The following is an 18,795-nucleotide window of genomic DNA, read 5'->3' on the forward strand; positions in this document are numbered from 1 at the left end:
GTGGTTGCCTATCTGGCCACGGGCGGGGTGGCCGTCGCGCAGACATCGGCATCGGCGCCGTCGTCCAATCAGGCGGAAAGCCTGAAGGGAGTGGTTCCGGTTCCGCAGAACAGCGACGCCGCCGACGAGGAAGAGGCGCGCCGCAATGCCGAGGCGCAGGCCGCCGCGACCGAACAGCCGGGCGCGACCAACGAACTGCGCCGTTTCGAAACCCCGGTGATCGTACAGACCAAGGGCAGCGACGATATCCTCGTCACCGGCAGCCGCCTGCGCGACGGTGACAAGACCCAGCGCCTGACCGTCATCGATGCCAAGGAAATCCGCGACCGCGGCGTCACCACCGTCGAGGAACTGATCCGTACCCTGCCGCAGAACGTGGCGACCATCGGGGCGGTCACCAATGATCGTTCGCGCGGGCAGTTGACCAGCATGAGCGGACGGCCGGTGGTGTCGCCGGTCGGCGCGCTGGGCGTGTCCGCCGCCAATCTGGGCGGGGTGGGCGCGGGCAATACGCTGGTGCTGGTCAATGGTCGCCGCATCGCGGGGGCGGCCGGGATCGAGCAGGGTTTCGTCAACCTGAACGGCATTCCGCTGACGGCGATCGAACGGGTCGAGATCAGCAATGGCGGCCAGTCGGCAATCTATGGTGCCGATGCGATGGGCGGCGTCATCAACTTCATCCTGAAGAAGAATTACGTCGGCACGACCATTTCGGCGTCGCGCAAGGAAACCAGTTCGGGTGCCCGCGATACCCGGATCAGCGTGTACACCGGGCGGGGATGGGGCAGCGGCAACCTGTCGGCAAGCGTCGAGTTCGGTGCGATCGAACCGGTCGTCAACGCCAGGACCGGCTATGTCACCAACAACTACGCGCCCCGGTTCGGCGGTGACAGCAACTATGACAAGCGGAGCTTTTCCTCGGGGACCGAACCGGGCACGGCCATTCAGCCCGCCGTGTTCGACCCGCGTACCGGTCAGCAGGTTTCGCCGCAGACCGGGCTTACCGTGCCGGCCGGCTTCACGGGCGCACCGAAACGATCCGACCTGATCCAGGTCGGATTGAATTCCAGCCGCGATTTCGTCCCCGAATTCGCCGGTCCCCGCACGCGTACGGTGAGCGGTACGCTGACCTTCGATCAGAAGATCACCGACCGGCTCAGCATCTTTGCGACCGGCCTGTATTCGCGGTCGAAGAATACGCAGGCGAGCGGGCTGTTCCGCGGGCTTAGTGTCAGCTTGGCCCCCGGCCAATACTACAACCCCTTCGCCGCCTTCGGTCTCAGTTCCTTCTCGTGGGCCAGTCAGGTAAACTACTTCCCGAAGAGCGAAATCGAAGACGGATCGCTGGTCCCGGCCGAAATCGCCAACACCTCGGCCAGCTGGAACGTCAATGGCGGCATCAGCTATGATTTCGGCAAGGCGGCCAAGCTCCAGCTGGTCTATACCAAATCCGAAAGCTCGACGCAGGGGTCGGGCGACGAGATCGGATCGATCGTCGGCTTCAGCACCGATGCCAAGTCACCCACCGGTTATTCCTGCTACAGCTTCCTGCTGGCGAACAACCGGATTCCGGCGAACCAGCGCGACGCCTATCAGGCGGCGTTCGATCGTCAGTGCCGGGCGCTGACCAGCACCGATCCGAACGTGGCGTTCAATCCGTGGCGGCGGGGCGCGACCGGGGGCGGGGCGGACATCCGCACGTTCCTCTATCCCTATGTCGTCGACGATCTCGGCAGCAAGCTGGACAATATCGAGGCACGGCTGACCGGCCAGCTGCTCGCGTTGCCGGGCGGGACGGTCACCTATGCCGCCGGTGCCGAATATTCGCGCAACGGGCTGAAGAATACCGCCGTCAGCAACCTTGCCGGACCCGATCCGGTCACCGAACGGCGCGCGGCCTTTGCCGAGGTGAACCTGCCCATCCTGGGACGCGGTTACGACCTGCCACTGGCCAAGCGGTTGATCTTCAACATGGCGCTGCGCCGCGACATCACCAGCAGCAATGGCGCGATCGGCACCGTGAACAACGTCCCCGTCGATAACGGGGGGCAGATCATCTATGGCAAGAACGAATTCAGCCGAACGACCCCGGCATGGGGCCTGCTGTGGTCGCCGACGAACACGATCGACGTGCGCGCCAAGTTCACCCGCGGGTTCAAGGCACCGCCGCCCACCCAGCTCTATTCGGTCAATGGCGGGCGGATCACGCAGACCACGATCACCGACGACCCCTATTATAAATGCACCACCGATTGCCTGCGCTTCTCCAACGGGCGGTCCTATGCCGTTCCGCAGGTGAACGCCGCGAACCCCGATCTGCGCCCGGAACGGTCGCGGCAGCAAATCTACAGCATATCGTGGCTGCCCAGCGGCGCGCTGTCGGGCCTGAACGTCGCGGTGACCTATAATCGCAATCGCATCCGCGATCAGTTCGGAACGATCCAGGATCTGGGGACCTTCCTGCCGCAGGTCGAAATTCTGAAGATGCCGCTCTTCTATCCGCGTGCGGCAAACGGCAAGGTCACGCAGTTCAACTTCGTCCGCTACAACATCATCGGGTCGAACTATGAATCGATGACCTACGAGGCGAGCTACCTGTTCAATACCGACGTCGGGTCGTTCCAGCCCAAGATCGTCTATGTCGACAACATGGTCGCCGAAACCATCGCGTTGCGTGAGGATCAGAAGATCGATCAGCGCGGCCGTATCCTCGGCGTCGACAGGTACAAGGTCGTCGGCTCGCTGCAGTGGAACATCGACAAGGTCAGCACGAACCTGTTCGTTTATCACACGCCCAGCTATCTGAACGACTATATGTCGTTCTTCGCGGCCGGACAGCAGCGGAACCCGGAACTCATCACCCGGGTAAAGCCGCTGACGACGGTCGACCTGTCGGTGTCGTGGGTAGTGTCGGACCGGCTCAACCTGCAACTGGCCGGACGCAACATCCTGAAGGCCGATGCGCCGTTCACCGTCGTCGATTCGCTTCCCTACGACACGGCGCGCTACAATATCGAAGGGCGAAGCGTCGTCCTGACGGCGCGGGCGAACTTCTGATGCCGGGTCGGCAACCGCTGCGGCACGTTGCCGACCTCGCCTTCGCTGGCCAGCGTCTGTAGGCTGCCGGGATGCGACTGCTTTTTGTCGAGGACGATGGCGACGTCGCCGAAACGCTGACCGCCTATCTGGAACGACAGGGCTTTGTCGTCGACCGGGCGGAAACGCTCGCGATCGCGCAGGACGCGCTGCTCGGCAACGAATTCGACCTGGTGCTGCTCGACCGGCTGCTGCCCGATGGCGATGGCGTGTCCCTGATCGGCTATGCCACGGCGCAGCGCCGGCCGCAGCGTTTTCTGCTGCTGTCGGCGCTGGCCGGGATCGACGACAAGGTCACCGGGCTAGAACTGGGCGCCCACGACTATATCGCCAAGCCGTTCGAGCCGCGCGAACTGGTCGCCCGCATCCGCGCCGCATTGCGCCACGATCTGCGCAAGACGCGCGAGACGCGCCGGTTCGGCCCGATCCTGCACGATGTCGAAGGGGGCGGCTTCTTCGTCAACGACGCGCCGATGTCGCTGCGCCGGACCGAGGCGCTGGTGCTGGCCGCGCTGATGGCGCGCGACGGCGCGCTGGTCCGGCGCGAGGCGCTGGAGACGCGGGTCTATGGCTATGACAAGTTCGTCAACGGCAACTCGCTCGAATCGATCATCTCGCGCCTGCGCAAGGTGCTGGCGACCAAGACCGAAGCGGTGAAGATCCTGTCGGTGCGCGGTGTCGGCTATCAACTGACCAAGGGCGGCTGACGTGCAAGGCCCCTGCAAGCCGGGCGTGGCACGACCGGCGCGTCTTCCCTTTTTCCAAGGCCGCTAATCCATGCAGATGATCGATCAGGCCCCGTTGGCGCGTGAACGGGCCGAAGCCTTTCGGACCACCTTCCGCGCGATCCGCGATCAGGTACGGCGGATGATGGTCGGGCAGGAGGACGTCATCGATGGCGTGCTGACCGCGCTGATGGCCGGGGGGCACGTCCTGCTCGAAGGGGTGCCTGGGCTGGGCAAGACGATGCTGGTCAATTCGATCAGCCGCGCGGTCGCCCTGCCGTTCTCGCGTATCCAGTTCACCCCTGACATGATGCCGGCCGACATTATCGGCACGACCATGCTGACCGAGACCGATGGCGGCGGGCACGAACTGACGTTCGAGCAGGGGCCGATCGTCGCCAATCTGGTGCTGGCGGACGAGATCAACCGCGCGACGCCTAAGACGCAGTCGGCCCTGCTCGAGGTCATGCAGGAGCGGCAGGTGACCGTCGGGCGCCGCACGATCCGGATGCCCGAGCCGTTCTGCGTCATGGCGACGCAGAACCCGGTCGATCAGGAAGGTACCTATCCGCTGCCCGAGGCGCAGCTCGACCGCTTTCTCTTCAAGCTGCTGGTGGGCTATCCAACCGAGGCCGAATATCACGCCATCATCGACCGGACGACCGGCGGCGACCCGGTGGCGATCGATCCGGTCACCGACGCCGCTGCGCTGTGTGCGCTTCGCGACGTCGTCCGGCAGGTGCCGGTGCCGCAGGTTGCGAAGAGCTATGCCATCCGCCTCGTCATGGCGACGCAGCCGGGGAGTGCCTATGCGCCGGAATCGGTGACGCACGGCGTCGCGCTCGGCGCATCGCCGCGTGGCGTGCAGGGGCTGATCCTCGCGGCCAAGGTGCAGTGCCTGCTCGACAACCGCTTCGCCGTCAGTTGCGACGACATCGCCGCGATCGCCCGCCCGGTGCTGCGCCACAGGGTCCTCGTCAATTATCAGGCGATGGCGCGCGGCGACGGGACCGAACAGCTGATCGACGACATACTGCGAACGGTATCGCGACCGGTAATACCGGCTTGATCGACCGGCGGTCCCGGTCGTGATCGTCGATCGGTCCGCGCCCTGATTTTCGGTGGTGAGAACAGCCTAAACCTGCGCTGCAAGGTGCCGGTCCGTAATGTCGAGGGCGCGCGCCCTTGGCGGAGCGGTGTGCTCGTTCGGCCGGCGATTCGCGTGCTGCGTCGGGCCAGGATGATATCGGGGGTATCGCTCGGCCTCTACGGGCCGGCTGCGGGCGATATCGAAATCGCCAATCTCTCTGGTCGGGGCGACAGGATTCGAACCTGCGACCCCCACACCCCCAGTGTGATGCGCTACCAGGCTGCGCTACGCCCCGATCAGAGAGGGCGTGCCTTTAGGGCGGCTTTGCGCGCCATGCAAGCCCGAAGCGTCGGCACGGGCAAATGTTGCGTGGGACCCGTGCAGATGATAGCTGCCCGCAGTTAATCAGGATGCCGTGTCCGCGGCGTCCGCTATCTCGGACATTCAGGCCAGCAATGCTCGTACCTTCCGCCTTCGCCCAGACCGCTGCCGCCCCCGCGGCATCGGGTGGTTTCCTCGGCACGCTCGTCGGCATCGCGCCGCTGCTGCTGATCTTCGTCGCCTTCTACTTCCTGCTGATCCGTCCGCAGTCGAAGCGGATGAAGACGCTGCAGGCCTCGATTGCCGCCGTGAAGCGCGGCGATCAGGTCGTCACCGCCGGCGGCATCATCGGTCGCGTGACCAAGGTCGAGGACGCGTTCGTCGAGGTCGAGATCGCCGCGAACACCCGCGTCCGCGTGGTGAAGGCGACCATCGCCGAAGTCACGCCGCCCGCCGGCGCCAAGCCCGCGAACGACTGATGCTCGACTTTCCCCGCTGGAAACGGATCGCCATCTGGGCATCCGTGATCCTGTTGGCGCTGTTCGCGGTGCCGAGCCTGCTGCCCGAAGCGACGCGCGCGAAGCTGCCCGGCTGGGTGCCGACGCCGACGATCAACTTCGGTCTCGATCTGGCCGGCGGCAGCTACATCCTGCTGGAAGCGCAGACGCAGGACGTCGCCGCGACGCGGGTCGAAGCGATGCGCGAGATGATCGCGACCGAAATGCGCCGCAACCCGCGCGTCGCGGTCGGCGACATTTCGACGCGCGGCGGGCAGATCAGCTTCATGGTCCGCGACGCGGCGCAGGTCGATGCCGCGCGTGAAAAGCTGCTGGGCCTGACCGGCGGCGGGGCGGGGATGACCGGCCAGCGCGAATGGGACATTGAGGTGCGCGACACCACGCGCTTCGTGCTGACCCCGACCCAGGCGGGCCTGAAGTTCGCCGTCGAAAATGCGATGAAGGACGCGACCGAGGTCGTGCGCCGCCGCATCGACGAACTGGGCACCCGCGAACCGACCATCATCCAGCAGGGCAGCAACCGCATCGTCGTGCAGGTGCCCGGCCTTTCCGATCCGAAGGCGCTGAAGGACCTGCTCGGCAAGACGGCACGGCTGGAATTCAAGCTCGTCGACCTGACCGCCGATCCCGCCGCCGTCGCGCGTGGACAGGCCCCGGCGGGCAGCCAGATCCTGCCCTATCCGGCGCAGGGCGGCGGCATCGCGGTCAAGCGCACCACGATCATCTCGGGCGACCAGCTGGCCGATGCGCGCCAGACCTATGACCAGAACGGCCAGCCCAATGTCACGATCAACTTCAATGCGGAGGGCGGTCGCCGCTTCGCGAAGGTGACGCAGGAAAACACCGGCAAGCCGTTCGCGATCATCGTCGACAATTCGGTCATTTCCGCGCCGAACATCAACGAACCGATCCTGGGTGGCAGCGCCACGATCAGCGGCGGCTTCACCGTCGATTCGGCTAACCAGCTCTCGATCGCGCTGCGCTCGGGCAAGCTGCCGGTCGACCTGACCGTCGTGCAGGAAAGCACCGTCAGCCCCGAACTGGGTGCCGATTCGATCAAGGCGGGCGTGACCGCCGCGATCATCGCGACCATCGCCGTCATCGTCTTCATGGTAATGACCTATGGCCGGTTCGGCATCTATTCGACCATCGCGGTCGTGCTGAACATCCTGATGATCATCGCGGTGATGGCGTTCCTGAACGCCACGCTGACGCTGCCCGGCATCGCCGGCTTCGTGCTGACCATCGGTACGGCGGTCGATGCGAACGTCCTCATCAACGAACGCATCCGCGAAGAGCGGCGACGCGGGCGCAGCGTGCTGCAATCGCTGGAACTGGGCTACAAGGAAGCCAGCCGCACGATCTTCGAGGCGAACGTGACCCACGCTATCGCCGGCGGGATCATGCTGATCCTCGGCTCCGGTCCGATCCGCGGCTTCGCGGTCGTGCTGCTGCTCGGCATCGCCAGCTCGGTGTTCACCGCCGTCACCTTCACGCGGATGCTGGTCGCCGGATGGATGCGCCGCCACCGTCCGACCGACATCACCATTTAAGGCCCAGCCGTCATGCGTCTCATCAAGCTGGTTCCCGACAACACCAACATCCGCTTCGTCGCGGTGCGCAAGATCGCGTTCACCGTGACGCTGATCCTCAGCATCCTGGCGGTCGGGCTGGTGTTCGTGCGGGGCCTCAACTTCGGCGTCGACTTCATGGGCGGTGTCGCGATCGAGGAAAAATTCGCCTCGCCGCCCGCCATCGACAAGGTGCGGGCAACGATCGAGCGGCTGGGAGTGGGCGAACCCGCGATCCAGCAGTTCGGCGACCCGAATGTCGTGTCGATCCGCCTGCCGGTGCCAGAGGGGGATTCAGGCGCGACCGACCGACTGGTCGAACGGGTGAAGACCGCCCTGTCGACCGAATTTCCGGGTGCGACCTTCAGCAACTATTCGACCGTGTCGGGCAAGGTGTCCGGCGAGCTGGTGACGAACGGTATCCTCGCGGTCGTCCTGGCGATCGTCGGCATCGCGATCTTTTCGTGGTTCCGCTACGAATGGCAGTTCGGCGTGTCGACGGCGGTCGCGATCGTCCACGACGTGCTGATGACGCTCGGTTTCTTCGCGCTGTTCCGCGACCAGTTCGCGTTCGACCTGACCATCGTTGCCGCCGTGCTGACCATCATCGGCTATTCGATCAACGACAAGATGGTGATCGACGATCGTATCCGCGAGAATATGCGCAAGTTCCGCAAGATGGAGATGCGCGAGCTGATCGATCTGTCGGTCAACGAAACGCTGCCGCGAACCGTCATGACCTCGCTGACCATCCTGCTCGCGCTGACCGCGCTGATCGTGTTCGGCGGCCATGTGCTGCGCGGCTTCACCGCCGCGATGATTCTGGGCGTGATCGTCGGTACCTATTCGTCGATCTATGTGTCGTCGTCGCTGCTCATCACGCTGGGGCTGAAGCCCGGTGCGCCGGTGGGTGAGGGCACGGTCAAGGACATCGCACCGGGCAAGGCGTCGCGGTGAAGATCGACCGGGTCCGCAAGGGCGACGGCCCGGTCGTCTCCGGGCTGACCGCCGCCGGGTTCCGGGTCGACGACGGTATCTATCCCGCGCTGCTGATGACCCCGCAGCGCGCCGATCTGTGGGAGCCGCCGGCGTTCGAGGACCTTGACGCCGACGCGCTGGCATCGGTGCTCGCGATGCAGCCGGAGTTCCTGCTGCTCGGCACCGGCGCGACGCTACGTCAGCCGCCGCGCGCGCTGGTCCGCCAGCTCGACGCGCTTGGCTTGGGGATCGAGGCGATGGACAGCCGCGCGGCGGCACGCGCGTGGGGCGTGCTCCGCGACGAAGGCCGGCAGATCGCGGCGGCCTTCTATCCGCTTTGAGGGTGGCGATAGGGAGCCGCGGCAGTCCGGCAGCCCGGTCGCACGCAAGCTGATGGATCGGTGCGCCCGTCAACCACAACCGTCACCCCGGACTTGATCCGGGGTCCCGCTTCTTATTCTTCTTCTTGGCGCCGCAAAAAAGCGGGACCCCGGGTCAAGCCCGGGGTGACGAAGGGGCAGATGCTGTTGATTGGCGAGCGAACGGGGCCGGTTAAACTGACCGCCGAGCCGCGACCAGCCCCCGTAAATGCTCGCGCAACTCCACCGCATTGCGTTCCCAGCTGAACGCATCGACCACGTCCTTCGTCGCTGACGGGTCGACCGTCTGCGACAGGACAGCCGCGATCCCTTGCGCGAAGGTGCTCGCTTCACGCGCCACGATTCGGCCGGCCGCCGGTAGCGTCACGACCTCCCGCGCGGCACCCGCATCGGGAATCACGATCGGCGTGCCACTGGCCAGCGCCTCGACCCAGGCGTTCGCCAACCCTTCCGACGACGACGCCAGCGCCATGACGTCTGCCGCCGCCAGCAGATCGGGCAGGTCACCATGCGCTATCGGTCCGGTGAGCTTCACCCGGTCGCCCAAGCCCAGCTCCGCGATCCGCGCCTCCAGCGCGGCGTGATCCGGCCCGCCGCCGACGATCCACAGCCCGACCCCCGGTAGCGCCGCCACCGCGTCCAGCACGATCCGATGCCCCTTGCGCGGGATCAACGCGCCCAGCGACACGACCAGTGGGCCGGTGATCCCGAGCCGTTGCCGGGCGGTGGCGCGATCGATACCGCCGAAGCGGGTGCGATCGATGCCGGTGCGATGGACACGGACCGGCCGATCGATTCCGGCCGCGGCGATATCGTCGGCCATCGACTGCGATACCGCCAGCAATCCGTCGGCGGCGTTGCCGGCGGCGCGAACCTGTCGGGCGGTGGCGGGCGCATAGCCCCAATGATGAATGTCTGCCCCGCGCGCCTTGATCGATACCGGTACGCCCAATCGTTTGCCCAGTTCGATCGCGGCCGGGCCGTCGGGAAAGAAGAACTCCGCATCGATCACGTCGAACGCGAAGCGCGCGCGCAGCCGGGTCAGGTGCGGAACCAGTCGCCGGACCAGTGCCGCGACGTGGAAGCGTCCCTGGGTCGCGGGCAGGTTCAGGAATCGTGGTCGGTCGACCGCAAGGCCCTTCCAAACCTCCTGCTGCGGCAGACCGGACAGCGTGCGATAGCCGGGGTGCAGCGACAGCGGGAAGGGCGGGATACCCAGTGGTGCGACCACCCGCACCTCGACATCGTCCAGCGCGGCCAGCCCCAGCGTCTGGCGTTCGACGAACACGCCGAAATTGGGCCGCACGGCATCGGGGAACAGGGTGGCGAGGGTCAGGACGCGCAACATCGTGGGACCGGTGTAGCGCGAAAGGGTGAAGGCTTCGCGAAAAGACGTAAGCGCTCCGACGTATCCCCGCGCAGGCGGGGATCCAGAGCCAGCAACGTAACCGTCGCGTCCGGTAACCCTGGAATCCCGCCTGCGCGGGGATACGAATCGCCTTAGACTGTCAGCGTATGCTCCAGCGTAATCTCTGCATTCAGCAGCTTGGAAATCGGGCAGCCGGCCTTGGCACCCGCCGCGATTTCCTCGAACTTCGCCTGATCGATGCCGGGGACATTGGCGGTCAGCGTCAGGGCCGACTTCGTCACCTTGAACCCGTCGCCATCCTTGTCGAGCGTCACCTTGGCCGTCGTCTCCAGCGTACCGTCGCTGAAACCGGCGCCGGCCAGCGCAAAGCTCAGCGCCATGGTGAAGCAGCTGGCATGGGCGGCGGCGATGAGTTCCTCGGGATTGGTGCCCTTGCCATCCTCGAACCGGGTGTTGAAGCCATATTGCTGTTCGGACAGCACGCCCGACTGGGTCGATACATGGCCCTTGCCGTCCTTGCCGAGGCCTTCGTAACGGGCGGATGCACTGCGGATCATGGCGAAACCTTTGCGAATGAAGAAGGGGCGGGCCCGTCGCCGGACCCGCCCCTCAGAATTCGTCAAACCGTATATGGTTCAACGGCAACGGCCACGGCTGCCGCTGCGCTCGATCTCGCGACCGGCCAGCGCGCCCGCACCGGCGCCCAGCAGCGTGCCGAGCGTGCGGTCGCCACGCGTGTCGATCGTGCGGCCGACCAGCGCACCGGCGACGCCGCCGACGACCAGGCCGGTGGTGCCGTTTTCCTTGCGGCAGTAACGACGGCCATCCCGACCGCGCCATTCGCGATACTTGTAGCGACGCTGCGCTTCGGCTTCGGTCTTGCCGACCGAAATGCCGTGCTTCGAGAAGGTCGGTCCGACCGGGGCCAGCAGCGAGGCGGCGGCCAGCGCCATCATGATATTGCGCATGGAATGTTCCTTTCGTCCGTAATCCTGATGTGGCCCCTTAACGCATCCCCGCCATGACGGTTTCATGAACGAAACGACAGGCATTCGTTCAGGTTCGGGACGCCGTTCAGGCGAGCGTGTAGCGTGCGACCGGTTCATACCATGCGCCGTCCGGGCCGAGATGGCTTTCGTACAGGACCAGATGGTCGAACCGCATCGCCGCTGACGTCAGCGCGGCGTGCGCGGCAAGGAAGCTCTCGACCGGCCCCGACGACCGCTTGAGTCGGGCAAGGGTGATGTGCGGCAGGAACGCGCGGCCTTCGGGGGGAAGCCCGGCACGGACCAGCGCATGATCGACCTTCCGATGCAGCGCCGCGACCGCGTCGTGCGGCGTCACCCCGGCCCACAATGCGCGGCCACGCGACCCGGTATCGAACCGCCCTACGCCGGCCAGCGCGAGGTCGAGGGCAGGGGCATGCACCGCCTGCAACGCGACGGCGATATCTTCGGCGATGGGCCGCTCGACCGCGCCGACATAGCGGATGGTAAGGTGCAGCTGTTCGTCATCCTGCCACCGCGCCCCGTCGACGCCGTCCATGATGTCCAGCAATTTCCGACGCATGGCTGGCGGCGGGCGCAGGGCGATGAACAGGCGGTGCATGCGTCGATCCTCCCGGTAGCGTAACAAAATGTTGCTACCCGCGTTTGCCTTGAAATCGCACCCCGTGCGGACGATATTTCGAACATCCGGCATGTGTGCCGGGAAGAGGAGTTTACAATGGCGAACTGGTCCGATCCCCGGACGACGGCCGCACCGATCACGCGCAATCGCACGACCGACATGGCGCGGGATGCGGGGCTGCGGTCCTATATGCTCTCGGTGTACAACTACATGGCTTCGGGCGTGCTGTTGACCGGCATCGTCGCGCTGTTGTTCTCGTGGGGCGGCGACGCTTCGCCGGCCGCACAGGTGTTCTACCAGCCCGGCGCGCTGAAATACCTCATCATGTTCTCGCCCCTGATCTTCGTGATGGTCATGAGCTTCGGCATCAACCGTCTGTCGACCGGCGCGGCACAGGGGCTGTTCTGGGCCTTTGCGGCGGTGATGGGTCTGTCGATGTCGACGATCTTCCTGCGCTATACCGGCGCGTCGATCGCACTGACCTTCTTCTCGACCGCGACCGCGTTCCTGGCGCTCAGCCTCTATGGCTACACGACCAAGCGTGACCTGACCGGCTTCGGCACGTTCCTGATCATGGGTCTGGTCGGCCTGATCGTCGCGTCGCTGCTGAACCTGTTCTTCCAGTCGGGCATGTTTAGCCTCGTCATCAGCGCGATCGGTGTGCTGCTGTTCGCCGGCCTGACCGCCTATGACACGCAGCGGATCAAGGCGATGTATTTCCAGGTCGCCGGCACCGATTTCGCGGGCAAGGCCGTCATCCTCGGCGCGCTGTCGCTCTATCTCGACTTCGTGAACATGTTCCAGTTCCTGCTGTCGTTCCTCGGCAACCGCGACTGATCCGACGGTTCATCAAGCTGACCAGGAAGGCCCGGCAGGCGACTGCCGGGCCTTTTCGTTTGGGCGGAACGCGCGGCGCGGTCGTTTCGTTTGGGTTGGGAAGGAGTGAGGGAATATGACCAACGAAACCAACGGTATCGACGACAAGGCGCTGGATTCGCTGTCGGTGGCTCCGAACGGCAACGAGAGCGAAGCCAAGACCCCGGCACAGGGCGATGCCGGAGCGGTGACCGGTGATCTGGCGGACGCCGATGCGCGGCTCGATCGCGGACTGGACGAATCGATGGACGCATCCGACCCGATTTCGGCGACGCAGCCCGGCAGTGACGGTCCGGCACCGTCGTCGGGATATGACGCCGAACAGGAAGCGAAGCGGACCGGGCAGGGCACGAACGGCTGATCCTTCGCCATCTGTACGGTTTTGCGCGGCGCGTCGGGTGGTCCCGGCGCGCCGCGCTGGGTATGTGGGAAGCATGACGACCGACCGCCTGCTCCGCCCGATCCTGCGCGCGCTCGCGCTGTTGCTGCTGGCACTGGGCAGCGTCGTACCAGCACAGGCGGCGGTGACCATCACCTTCTGGTCGCAGGAGTTCGGCCAGAATTTCCCGCATGCCTTCTTCACCTTTTCCGGCGCGCCCGATGCCGGCGGCCCGGCGATCAACGAAAGCTACGGCTTCACGGCGAAGGCGATCACGCCGGCACTGTTGATGGGATCGGTCGGCGGGATGATCGATCGGCCCAAGCCATCCTATATCGCGAAGAGCAACGCGCATTTCTCGGTCGTGCTGAGCGATGCGCAATATGCGTCGGTCCGGGCATTGATCGAAGAATGGGGCGCGAACGGCGATTCGCACTATAATCTCAACCGGCGCAACTGCGTCCACTTCGTCGCCGAAGCGGCGCGCCGTTCGGGGCTGAGTGTGGTCGAGGACAGGAAACTGATGAAGAAGCCGCGCTCCTTCATCCAGTCGGTCGAACATGCCAATGCCGGACGGGTGACGGTGATCGAACTGCCGGCCAAGACCTATTTCGCAACCTTGCCGCCGCCGGCCGCCGCGAATGACGACACGCCGGTCGGCAATGCGGCGACCGCGCCGCACTGACCGGCGCGTTGCCTCTTCCCACCAAGTCGCGATTGCGGCAGTCGTGCCGCCGAAGTTCTAGCGGGAGAAACGGGATGCGGCGTTGGACGATCGGCGCACTGGCGCTGCTGGCCGGGTGCGGACAGGCGGATGAGACACCGGCACCCGCGAATATGACCCAGGAAGAGTCGGTCCTGCCGGCGCCCACGCCGACGCCGGAAGCGCTGGTAACGATCCCGACCCGCTTCGTCGGTAGCTGGGACAGCGACGGCACGGCCTGTGCGGCCAACCCGGCCGGGACCGGTCGCGTCGTCATCGCCGCGAACGCGGTACGCATGGGCGACCGTGACCTGCCGACCCGTGCGATCACCGCCGCCGATGCCGGCGCGGTCGATGTCGACGTGATCGGCGACCGCAGCGGCATCACCGAACAGCGCCGCTACCGCCTGGCGCTGGGCAGCGGCGGCAGTCTGGAACTGACCGGTGTCGACGGTCCCGTCCGCCTCGTCCGTTGCGATGCGCCTGCGGGGGCGGAAGCGGCCGCGCGCAACGCGATCGCGCTCAACCTTGCACCAGACGGGTTGCAGACGGTGGCCGGAGCCAGCAGCCGGACCTTGGCGTTCGGCACGCCGGCGGAGGTCGTGCTGCGCGTGGTCGAGGCCGCGACCCAGGCCTTGCCCCAGCGTTCGCGCAACGCCGAATGCGGCGAAGGGCCGCTCGACATCGCCACCTATCCGCGGGTCGCGGTCTATTTCCAGGACGGGCGCTTCGTCGGCTGGTCGGCACGCGGGCGCGGGCTGACGACAATGGCCGGGGTCGGGATCGGATCGAAAAAGGCCGATGTCGATGGTGTGATCGACGCCCCGGTGGAGGAAACCAGCCTCGGTCGCGAATTCACCAGCGGCGGCCTGTCGGGGCTGTACGATGCGAAGGATGCGGTGACCGCGCTATGGGCCGGCAGCACCTGTATCGCCCGGTGATCGCCGACGCGACGTCGGCGGATGCGGCGGCGGTCGTCGCGCTGTGGCACGCCTGCGGCCTGACCCGGCCGTGGAACGACCCCGACGCCGATTTTGCGCGTGCCCTTGCCGGTGCCGGCTCGACCATTCTCGTCGCCCGGCGCGCCGCCGTGCCGGTCGGCAGCGTCATGGTCGGCCATGATGGCCATCGCGGCTGGCTCTACTATCTCGCCGTCCGGCCGGATCTGCAGGGGCAGGGCATCGGCACAGCGCTGTTCGCCGCCGCCGAGCACTGGTTGCGCGACCGGTCGGTGCCCAAGCTGCAACTGATGGTCCGAACGGATAATGACGCTGCGATCCGCTTCTATCACCGGCTGGGGCTAGGACGACAGGAGGTCGTTGTTCTCGGCCGGTTTCTCGACATTGCGACGTAATCGCAACATTCACGTTACTGATAGTCACTTGCAAAAGCGATAAAGCCGGCGTAGCGGCACCCCGATACCAATTGGGGACCGTTTCGATGACGTCTTTCGCTCTTCTCCTCGCCGCCACCGCCATGACCCCGGCGCCGACCGTTTCGGACGACACGCAACAGCGGGCCGAGGAGATCGTCGTCACCGGCACCCGGACCGAGGGGAGCGACGATTATGCGGTAAAGGCGCAAAGCACCGCGACGCGCCTGCCGCTGTCGCTGCGCGAGACGCCGCAGTCGGTCAGTGTCGTGACCCGCGCACAGATCGAGGATTTCCAGCTCAACGACATCAACGCGCTGCTGGCGACCGTGCCCGGCGTGAACGTGCAGGCGCAGGAAACCGACCGCTTCTACTATTCCGCGCGCGGCTTCGACATCCAGACCTTCCAGATCGATGGCGTCGGCCTGCCATTTCCCTTCCAGATCCAGAACGGATCGGTCGACACCGCGATGTACGACCGGATCGAGGTGGTGCGCGGCGCGCCGGGCCTGTTGTCGTCGACCGGCAACCCTTCGGCCGTCATCAACTTCATCCGCAAGCGTCCGACCCGCGACCTCGCCGCCTCGGCCAGCGCGCAGTACGGCTCGTTCGACACGCTTCGCCTCGACGGCGATGTCAGCGTGCCGGTGACCAGCGGCGGCGGCATCCGCGCCCGCGCGGTCGGTTCCTATCTCGACGGCGACAGCTATCTCGACCGCTATGGCCTGCGCCGCTGGACCGGCTATGGCATCGTCGAGGCGGATATCGGCCCGGACACGGTCGTCAGCGCCGGTTATGGCTATCAGAACCATCGCAGCCGTGGCGCGATGTGGGGGGCTATCCCGCTTTATTACACCGACGGCACCCGCATCGATCTCGCCCGGTCGAGCAATCCCGCCCCCGAATGGTCGAGCTTCGACGTGACCGATCGCCAGATCTTCGGCGATATCACCCATCGTTTCGGCAACTGGACCGCCAAGCTGACCGTGCAGCGCCGCGCGATCGACGAGGATGACCGGCTATTCTATGTCTATGGCAATCCCGACCGCGCGACCGGCATCGGCATGGCCAGCTATCCCGGCGCGTTCCAGTCGTTCGCCCGCAACCTGACGATCGATGCGAACATCACCGGCACGGTATCGCTGTTCGGACGCGCCCATGACGTGATGTTCGGCGTGAACCGGTCGGCGCAGCGCTATACGCAGGATTCGGCCTATGATCTCTCGCGGGTCGGCGTATCGCTGCCGCTCGGCACCGTGTTCGACGGCAATTTCGCCGAACCGAACTTCCCCGCCTTCACCCGCAGCCTCGACACGCACAGCCGGCGCGAGACGGTGTACGGCCTCGTCCGGCTGAACCCCGCCGACCAGCTGAAGGTGATGATCGGCGCCAACGCCACCCGCGCGTTCAGCGAGGGCGTGTCCTATGGCGCGCCGACCAATTACGACCGTGCGCGCTTCCTGCCGTTCGTCGGGGCGACCTACGACCTGACCGGCAATGTCAGCGCCTATGCGAGCTTCGCGACGATCTTCAATCCGCAGGACCAGATCGGTCCCGACGCCCGCATCATCGACCCGATCGAGGGCGACAATCTGGAGGCGGGGCTGAAGGGCGAATGGCTCGGCGGCCGGCTGAACGCCAGCGTGGCGCTGTTCCAGGCGCGACAGAAGAATACGGCGGAATCGACCGGCTTCAACGAGGATATCGGCCAGTTCGCCTATCGCGGCGTCGATGCCACCTCGCGCGGGATCGAACTGGAGGTCAGCGGACAACTGGCGCCCGGCCTGCAGGCGACCGGCGGCTTCACCGCGATGCGCATCCGCGGCGAACGCGACGAAGCGGTGCGGACCTTCGTGCCGCGCAACACGGGGCGGCTGAACATCGTCTGGGCGCCGGTGTCGCTGCCTGCGCTCAAGCTCGGCGTGTCGGGCCAGTATCAGAGCAGCTTCTACCTCGAACCGCTCGACATCCTGTCGTCGACCACCGGGCAACAGGTGCGGATCACGCAGGACGGCTATGCCACGGTGGACCTGATGGCGCGCTACGAACTGACGCCGCGCGTGTCGCTCAGCGCCAATGTCCGCAACGTCAACAATGCCAAGGCAATCAGCGCACTGAATTTCGACCAGGGCTATTTCAACGCCCCGCGCACGGTGCTGGGCACGGTGCGGGTCAGCTACTGATGCGAAAAGGGGGGGGGGCGGTGATGGCCGCCCCCTCTTATTATGTCCCACCGTTCGGTTCGAGCAGCTTCGAGCGAAGTCGAGAAGCGTCCGTCGAGAACTTCCTGCCCAGCGGAACCCCGTTCTCGATACGCGCTCTCGACAAGCTCGATCGCTACTCGAACCAAACGGGGGAGGGTAGGTAAGGGATTACCCCACGAACGCCCGTTCGATCACATAATCGCCCGGCTTCGCGTTCGACCCTTCCTCGAATCCGATCCCTTCCAGATATTCCGAAAAGTCGCGGATCATCTCGGTCGACCCGCACAGCATGATGCGGTCGGTCGCCGGGTCGAATGCCTGCGCGCCGCCGATCCGTGCCGAGAACAGCGTGCCATTCTCCACCAGCGCGTCGATGCGCCCGGTGGTGTGGAACTCCTCGCGCGTGACGGTGGGCACATAGGTGAACTGTGCCGCCGCCTGATCCTCGACCAGCGGATCGCCGGCAAGGTTCGATTCCAGCGTGGTGCGGAAGGCGAGGTCGGACACGCGGCGCACCGAATGCACGACGACGATCGACGAATACATCTCGTACACGTCCGGATCGCGGATCAGCGACAGGAACGGCGCGAGGCCGGTACCGGTCGACAGCATGAACAGCCGCTCGCCGGGCTTCAGCGCGTCGGTGACCAGCGTACCGGTCGGCTTCTTGCCGAGGAAGATTTCATCGCCCGGCACGATCTGCTGCAGCTTCGACGTCAGCGGGCCGTCCGGCACCTTGATCGACAGGAACTCCAGTTCCTCGGCATAGGCGGGGCTGGCGATCGAATAGGCGCGCAGCAGCGGCTTGCCGTTGTCGCCGGGCAGGCCGATCATCACGAACTCGCCCGAGCGGAAGCGGAAGCTCGGCGGGCGGGTGATGGTGAAGCTGAAGAGATGCTCGTTCCAGTGGCGCACCGAACGCACGCGCTCGACGCTCAGCGCGTTGGTGGGTTCGAGGCCGTGGACAACGGCGGTGCGGTCGGTCATCGGTAATCCTTACGTTCTGACGTTGGTCCCCGGCGGCAGCCCGACCTGTCCGAGCATTGCCGCCGTCCGGGCCAGCGCACAAAAAGTGGGGGCGATCGCCTCTTCGGCGACCAGCAGCGAAAGCGTGGTCCGCGCCTTCGCATCGCGTCCCGTTACGAGATCGCGCGCCAAGGTCAACAGAACAGATTCATCGTCGGTCACAAGCCCGCATTTACAATTGATCTGGATCGGTACGCGGGCATGGGTCGACAGCTGCGTCATCCACCCGTCGAAATCGCCGAGCGCGTCGAGCGCGCCCGACTGTGCGAAGCGTGCCGCCAGCAGCGCGGCGGGGCATTGGCAGGCACCGCGCGCCGCCACCCACAACCGGATCGCATCGATCAGGAAACGGTCGCCGGGGGACAGGGCCGTTACCGGCCGGTCGATCAGATCGTACATAGAGCCTCGCTATTGATACTCATTCGCATTGGCTATCGCGGATCGGACGGGGCGTCAATCGCTCGCAGCACCGAAAGCGACGGGCGGAAACGGGACACGCGATTTTCTGGAATAGGCGCGACGTTTAAACGCGATCTTCAGTCTTTTCCCCGAAACCCG

19 protein-coding genes and 1 tRNA gene are annotated in these 18,795 nt (G+C 65.7%); 13 read left to right on the forward strand and 7 right to left on the reverse strand.

Features of this window, described 5'->3' with window-relative positions:
- From MF609_RS09335 to MF609_RS09345, 3 genes are all read left to right on the forward strand, one after another.
- Entirely contained in the window at positions 1-3,057 is a 3,057-nt protein-coding gene (locus MF609_RS09335) for a TonB-dependent receptor domain-containing protein (protein WP_242416047.1), read from the forward strand.
- 71 nt (positions 3,058-3,128) lie between these two features.
- Complete coding sequence (locus tag MF609_RS09340; RefSeq protein WP_242416048.1) at positions 3,129-3,803, forward strand: response regulator transcription factor; 675 nt, start codon at positions 3,129-3,131, stop codon at positions 3,801-3,803.
- A 70-nt stretch (positions 3,804-3,873) separates the two neighbouring features.
- A complete protein-coding gene (locus tag MF609_RS09345) occupies positions 3,874-4,890 on the forward strand; it encodes an AAA family ATPase (RefSeq protein ID WP_242416049.1) in 1,017 nt (338 codons plus the stop codon).
- 239 nt (positions 4,891-5,129) lie between these two features.
- Here MF609_RS09345 and MF609_RS09350 read toward each other — a convergent pair.
- A tRNA-Pro gene (locus MF609_RS09350) sits at positions 5,130-5,206 on the reverse strand.
- Positions 5,207-5,366: 160 nt separating this feature from the next.
- On the opposite strand from MF609_RS09350, the gene yajC reads away from it, so the two are divergent.
- From yajC to MF609_RS09370, 4 genes are read left to right on the forward strand one after another with little or no spacing between them, the layout of a single operon-like run.
- Positions 5,367-5,711, forward strand: a complete 345-nt coding sequence (gene yajC / locus MF609_RS09355) for a preprotein translocase subunit YajC (RefSeq protein WP_242416050.1) — start codon at positions 5,367-5,369, stop codon at positions 5,709-5,711.
- Entirely contained in the window at positions 5,711-7,303 is a 1,593-nt protein-coding gene (secD, locus tag MF609_RS09360; protein WP_242416051.1) for a protein translocase subunit SecD, read from the forward strand. The genes yajC and secD overlap by 1 nt, the downstream gene beginning before the upstream one ends.
- A gap of 12 nt (positions 7,304-7,315) precedes the next feature.
- Positions 7,316-8,278 (forward strand): protein translocase subunit SecF, encoded by a 963-nt coding sequence (secF, locus tag MF609_RS09365; RefSeq protein ID WP_242416052.1) that lies wholly within the window; start codon positions 7,316-7,318, stop codon positions 8,276-8,278.
- Positions 8,275-8,640 (forward strand): MTH938/NDUFAF3 family protein, encoded by a 366-nt coding sequence (locus MF609_RS09370; protein ID WP_242416053.1) that lies wholly within the window; start codon positions 8,275-8,277, stop codon positions 8,638-8,640. Before secF ends, MF609_RS09370 begins: the two co-directional genes overlap by 4 nt.
- Before the next feature lie 211 nt (positions 8,641-8,851).
- Here the strand turns inward: MF609_RS09370 and MF609_RS09375 are convergent, their stop codons facing one another.
- The 4 genes from MF609_RS09375 to thpR form a co-directional block, all read right to left on the reverse strand.
- Positions 8,852-10,027 (reverse strand): glycosyltransferase, encoded by a 1,176-nt coding sequence (locus MF609_RS09375; protein ID WP_242416054.1) that lies wholly within the window; start codon positions 10,025-10,027, stop codon positions 8,852-8,854.
- 152 nt (positions 10,028-10,179) lie between these two features.
- Positions 10,180-10,605, reverse strand: coding sequence for an OsmC family protein (locus MF609_RS09380; protein WP_242416055.1), 426 nt, complete (start codon positions 10,603-10,605; stop codon positions 10,180-10,182).
- 78 nt (positions 10,606-10,683) lie between these two features.
- Entirely contained in the window at positions 10,684-11,016 is a 333-nt protein-coding gene (locus tag MF609_RS09385) for a glycine zipper 2TM domain-containing protein (protein ID WP_242416056.1), read from the reverse strand.
- Positions 11,017-11,122: 106 nt separating this feature from the next.
- Positions 11,123-11,656 (reverse strand): RNA 2',3'-cyclic phosphodiesterase, encoded by a 534-nt coding sequence (gene thpR, locus MF609_RS09390; protein ID WP_242416057.1) that lies wholly within the window; start codon positions 11,654-11,656, stop codon positions 11,123-11,125.
- 117 nt (positions 11,657-11,773) lie between these two features.
- Between thpR and MF609_RS09395 the strand changes: the two genes are divergently transcribed.
- The 6 genes from MF609_RS09395 (at position 11,774) to MF609_RS09420 (ending at position 17,190) form a co-directional block, all read left to right on the forward strand.
- Positions 11,774-12,514, forward strand: coding sequence for a Bax inhibitor-1/YccA family protein (locus tag MF609_RS09395; RefSeq protein WP_242416058.1), 741 nt, complete (start codon positions 11,774-11,776; stop codon positions 12,512-12,514).
- A gap of 115 nt (positions 12,515-12,629) precedes the next feature.
- Positions 12,630-12,914 (forward strand): hypothetical protein, encoded by a 285-nt coding sequence (locus MF609_RS09400; protein ID WP_242416059.1) that lies wholly within the window; start codon positions 12,630-12,632, stop codon positions 12,912-12,914.
- 73 nt (positions 12,915-12,987) lie between these two features.
- Positions 12,988-13,617 (forward strand): hypothetical protein, encoded by a 630-nt coding sequence (locus MF609_RS09405; protein ID WP_242416060.1) that lies wholly within the window; start codon positions 12,988-12,990, stop codon positions 13,615-13,617.
- Positions 13,618-13,691: 74 nt separating this feature from the next.
- Positions 13,692-14,576, forward strand: coding sequence for a hypothetical protein (locus tag MF609_RS09410; RefSeq protein ID WP_242416061.1), 885 nt, complete (start codon positions 13,692-13,694; stop codon positions 14,574-14,576).
- Positions 14,546-14,989 (forward strand): GNAT family acetyltransferase, encoded by a 444-nt coding sequence (locus MF609_RS09415; RefSeq protein WP_242416062.1) that lies wholly within the window; start codon positions 14,546-14,548, stop codon positions 14,987-14,989. Before MF609_RS09410 ends, MF609_RS09415 begins: the two co-directional genes overlap by 31 nt.
- Positions 14,990-15,075: 86 nt before the next feature.
- Entirely contained in the window at positions 15,076-17,190 is a 2,115-nt protein-coding gene (locus MF609_RS09420; protein ID WP_242416063.1) for a TonB-dependent siderophore receptor, read from the forward strand.
- A gap of 189 nt (positions 17,191-17,379) precedes the next feature.
- On the opposite strand, the gene MF609_RS09425 is transcribed toward MF609_RS09420, so the two are convergent.
- Entirely contained in the window at positions 17,380-18,198 is an 819-nt protein-coding gene (locus MF609_RS09425; protein WP_242416064.1) for a ferredoxin--NADP reductase, read from the reverse strand.
- A 9-nt stretch (positions 18,199-18,207) separates the two neighbouring features.
- Positions 18,208-18,636 carry a hypothetical protein gene (locus MF609_RS09430; protein ID WP_242416065.1) on the reverse strand — a complete coding sequence of 143 codons (429 nt, stop codon included), beginning with the start codon at positions 18,634-18,636 and terminating at the stop codon, positions 18,208-18,210.
- Positions 18,637-18,795: the final 159 nt, after the last annotated feature.

The organism is Sphingomonas panni (assembly GCF_022664435.1).
GTDB classification, from domain to species: Bacteria; Pseudomonadota; Alphaproteobacteria; order Sphingomonadales; family Sphingomonadaceae; genus Sphingomonas; species Sphingomonas panni.

Coding starts and splice junctions, on each gene's coding strand:
- secD (WP_242416051.1), top strand. CDS start 5,711: ATGCTCGACTTTCCCCGCTGGAAACGGATCGCCATCTGGGCATCCGTG.
- MF609_RS09380 (WP_242416055.1), bottom strand. CDS start 10,605: ATGATCCGCAGTGCATCCGCCCGTTACGAAGGCCTCGGCAAGGACGGC.
- MF609_RS09385 (WP_242416056.1), bottom strand. CDS start 11,016: ATGCGCAATATCATGATGGCGCTGGCCGCCGCCTCGCTGCTGGCCCCG.
- MF609_RS09425 (WP_242416064.1), bottom strand. CDS start 18,198: ATGACCGACCGCACCGCCGTTGTCCACGGCCTCGAACCCACCAACGCG.
- secF (WP_242416052.1), top strand. CDS start 7,316: ATGCGTCTCATCAAGCTGGTTCCCGACAACACCAACATCCGCTTCGTC.
- MF609_RS09410 (WP_242416061.1), top strand. CDS start 13,692: ATGCGGCGTTGGACGATCGGCGCACTGGCGCTGCTGGCCGGGTGCGGA.
- MF609_RS09420 (WP_242416063.1), top strand. CDS start 15,076: ATGACGTCTTTCGCTCTTCTCCTCGCCGCCACCGCCATGACCCCGGCG.
- yajC (WP_242416050.1), top strand. CDS start 5,367: ATGCTCGTACCTTCCGCCTTCGCCCAGACCGCTGCCGCCCCCGCGGCA.
- MF609_RS09375 (WP_242416054.1), bottom strand. CDS start 10,027: ATGTTGCGCGTCCTGACCCTCGCCACCCTGTTCCCCGATGCCGTGCGG.
- MF609_RS09395 (WP_242416058.1), top strand. CDS start 11,774: ATGGCGAACTGGTCCGATCCCCGGACGACGGCCGCACCGATCACGCGC.
- MF609_RS09415 (WP_242416062.1), top strand. CDS start 14,546: ATGGGCCGGCAGCACCTGTATCGCCCGGTGATCGCCGACGCGACGTCG.
- MF609_RS09430 (WP_242416065.1), bottom strand. CDS start 18,636: ATGTACGATCTGATCGACCGGCCGGTAACGGCCCTGTCCCCCGGCGAC.
- MF609_RS09400 (WP_242416059.1), top strand. CDS start 12,630: ATGACCAACGAAACCAACGGTATCGACGACAAGGCGCTGGATTCGCTG.
- MF609_RS09345 (WP_242416049.1), top strand. CDS start 3,874: ATGCAGATGATCGATCAGGCCCCGTTGGCGCGTGAACGGGCCGAAGCC.
- MF609_RS09340 (WP_242416048.1), top strand. CDS start 3,129: ATGCGACTGCTTTTTGTCGAGGACGATGGCGACGTCGCCGAAACGCTG.
- thpR (WP_242416057.1), bottom strand. CDS start 11,656: ATGCACCGCCTGTTCATCGCCCTGCGCCCGCCGCCAGCCATGCGTCGG.
- MF609_RS09405 (WP_242416060.1), top strand. CDS start 12,988: ATGACGACCGACCGCCTGCTCCGCCCGATCCTGCGCGCGCTCGCGCTG.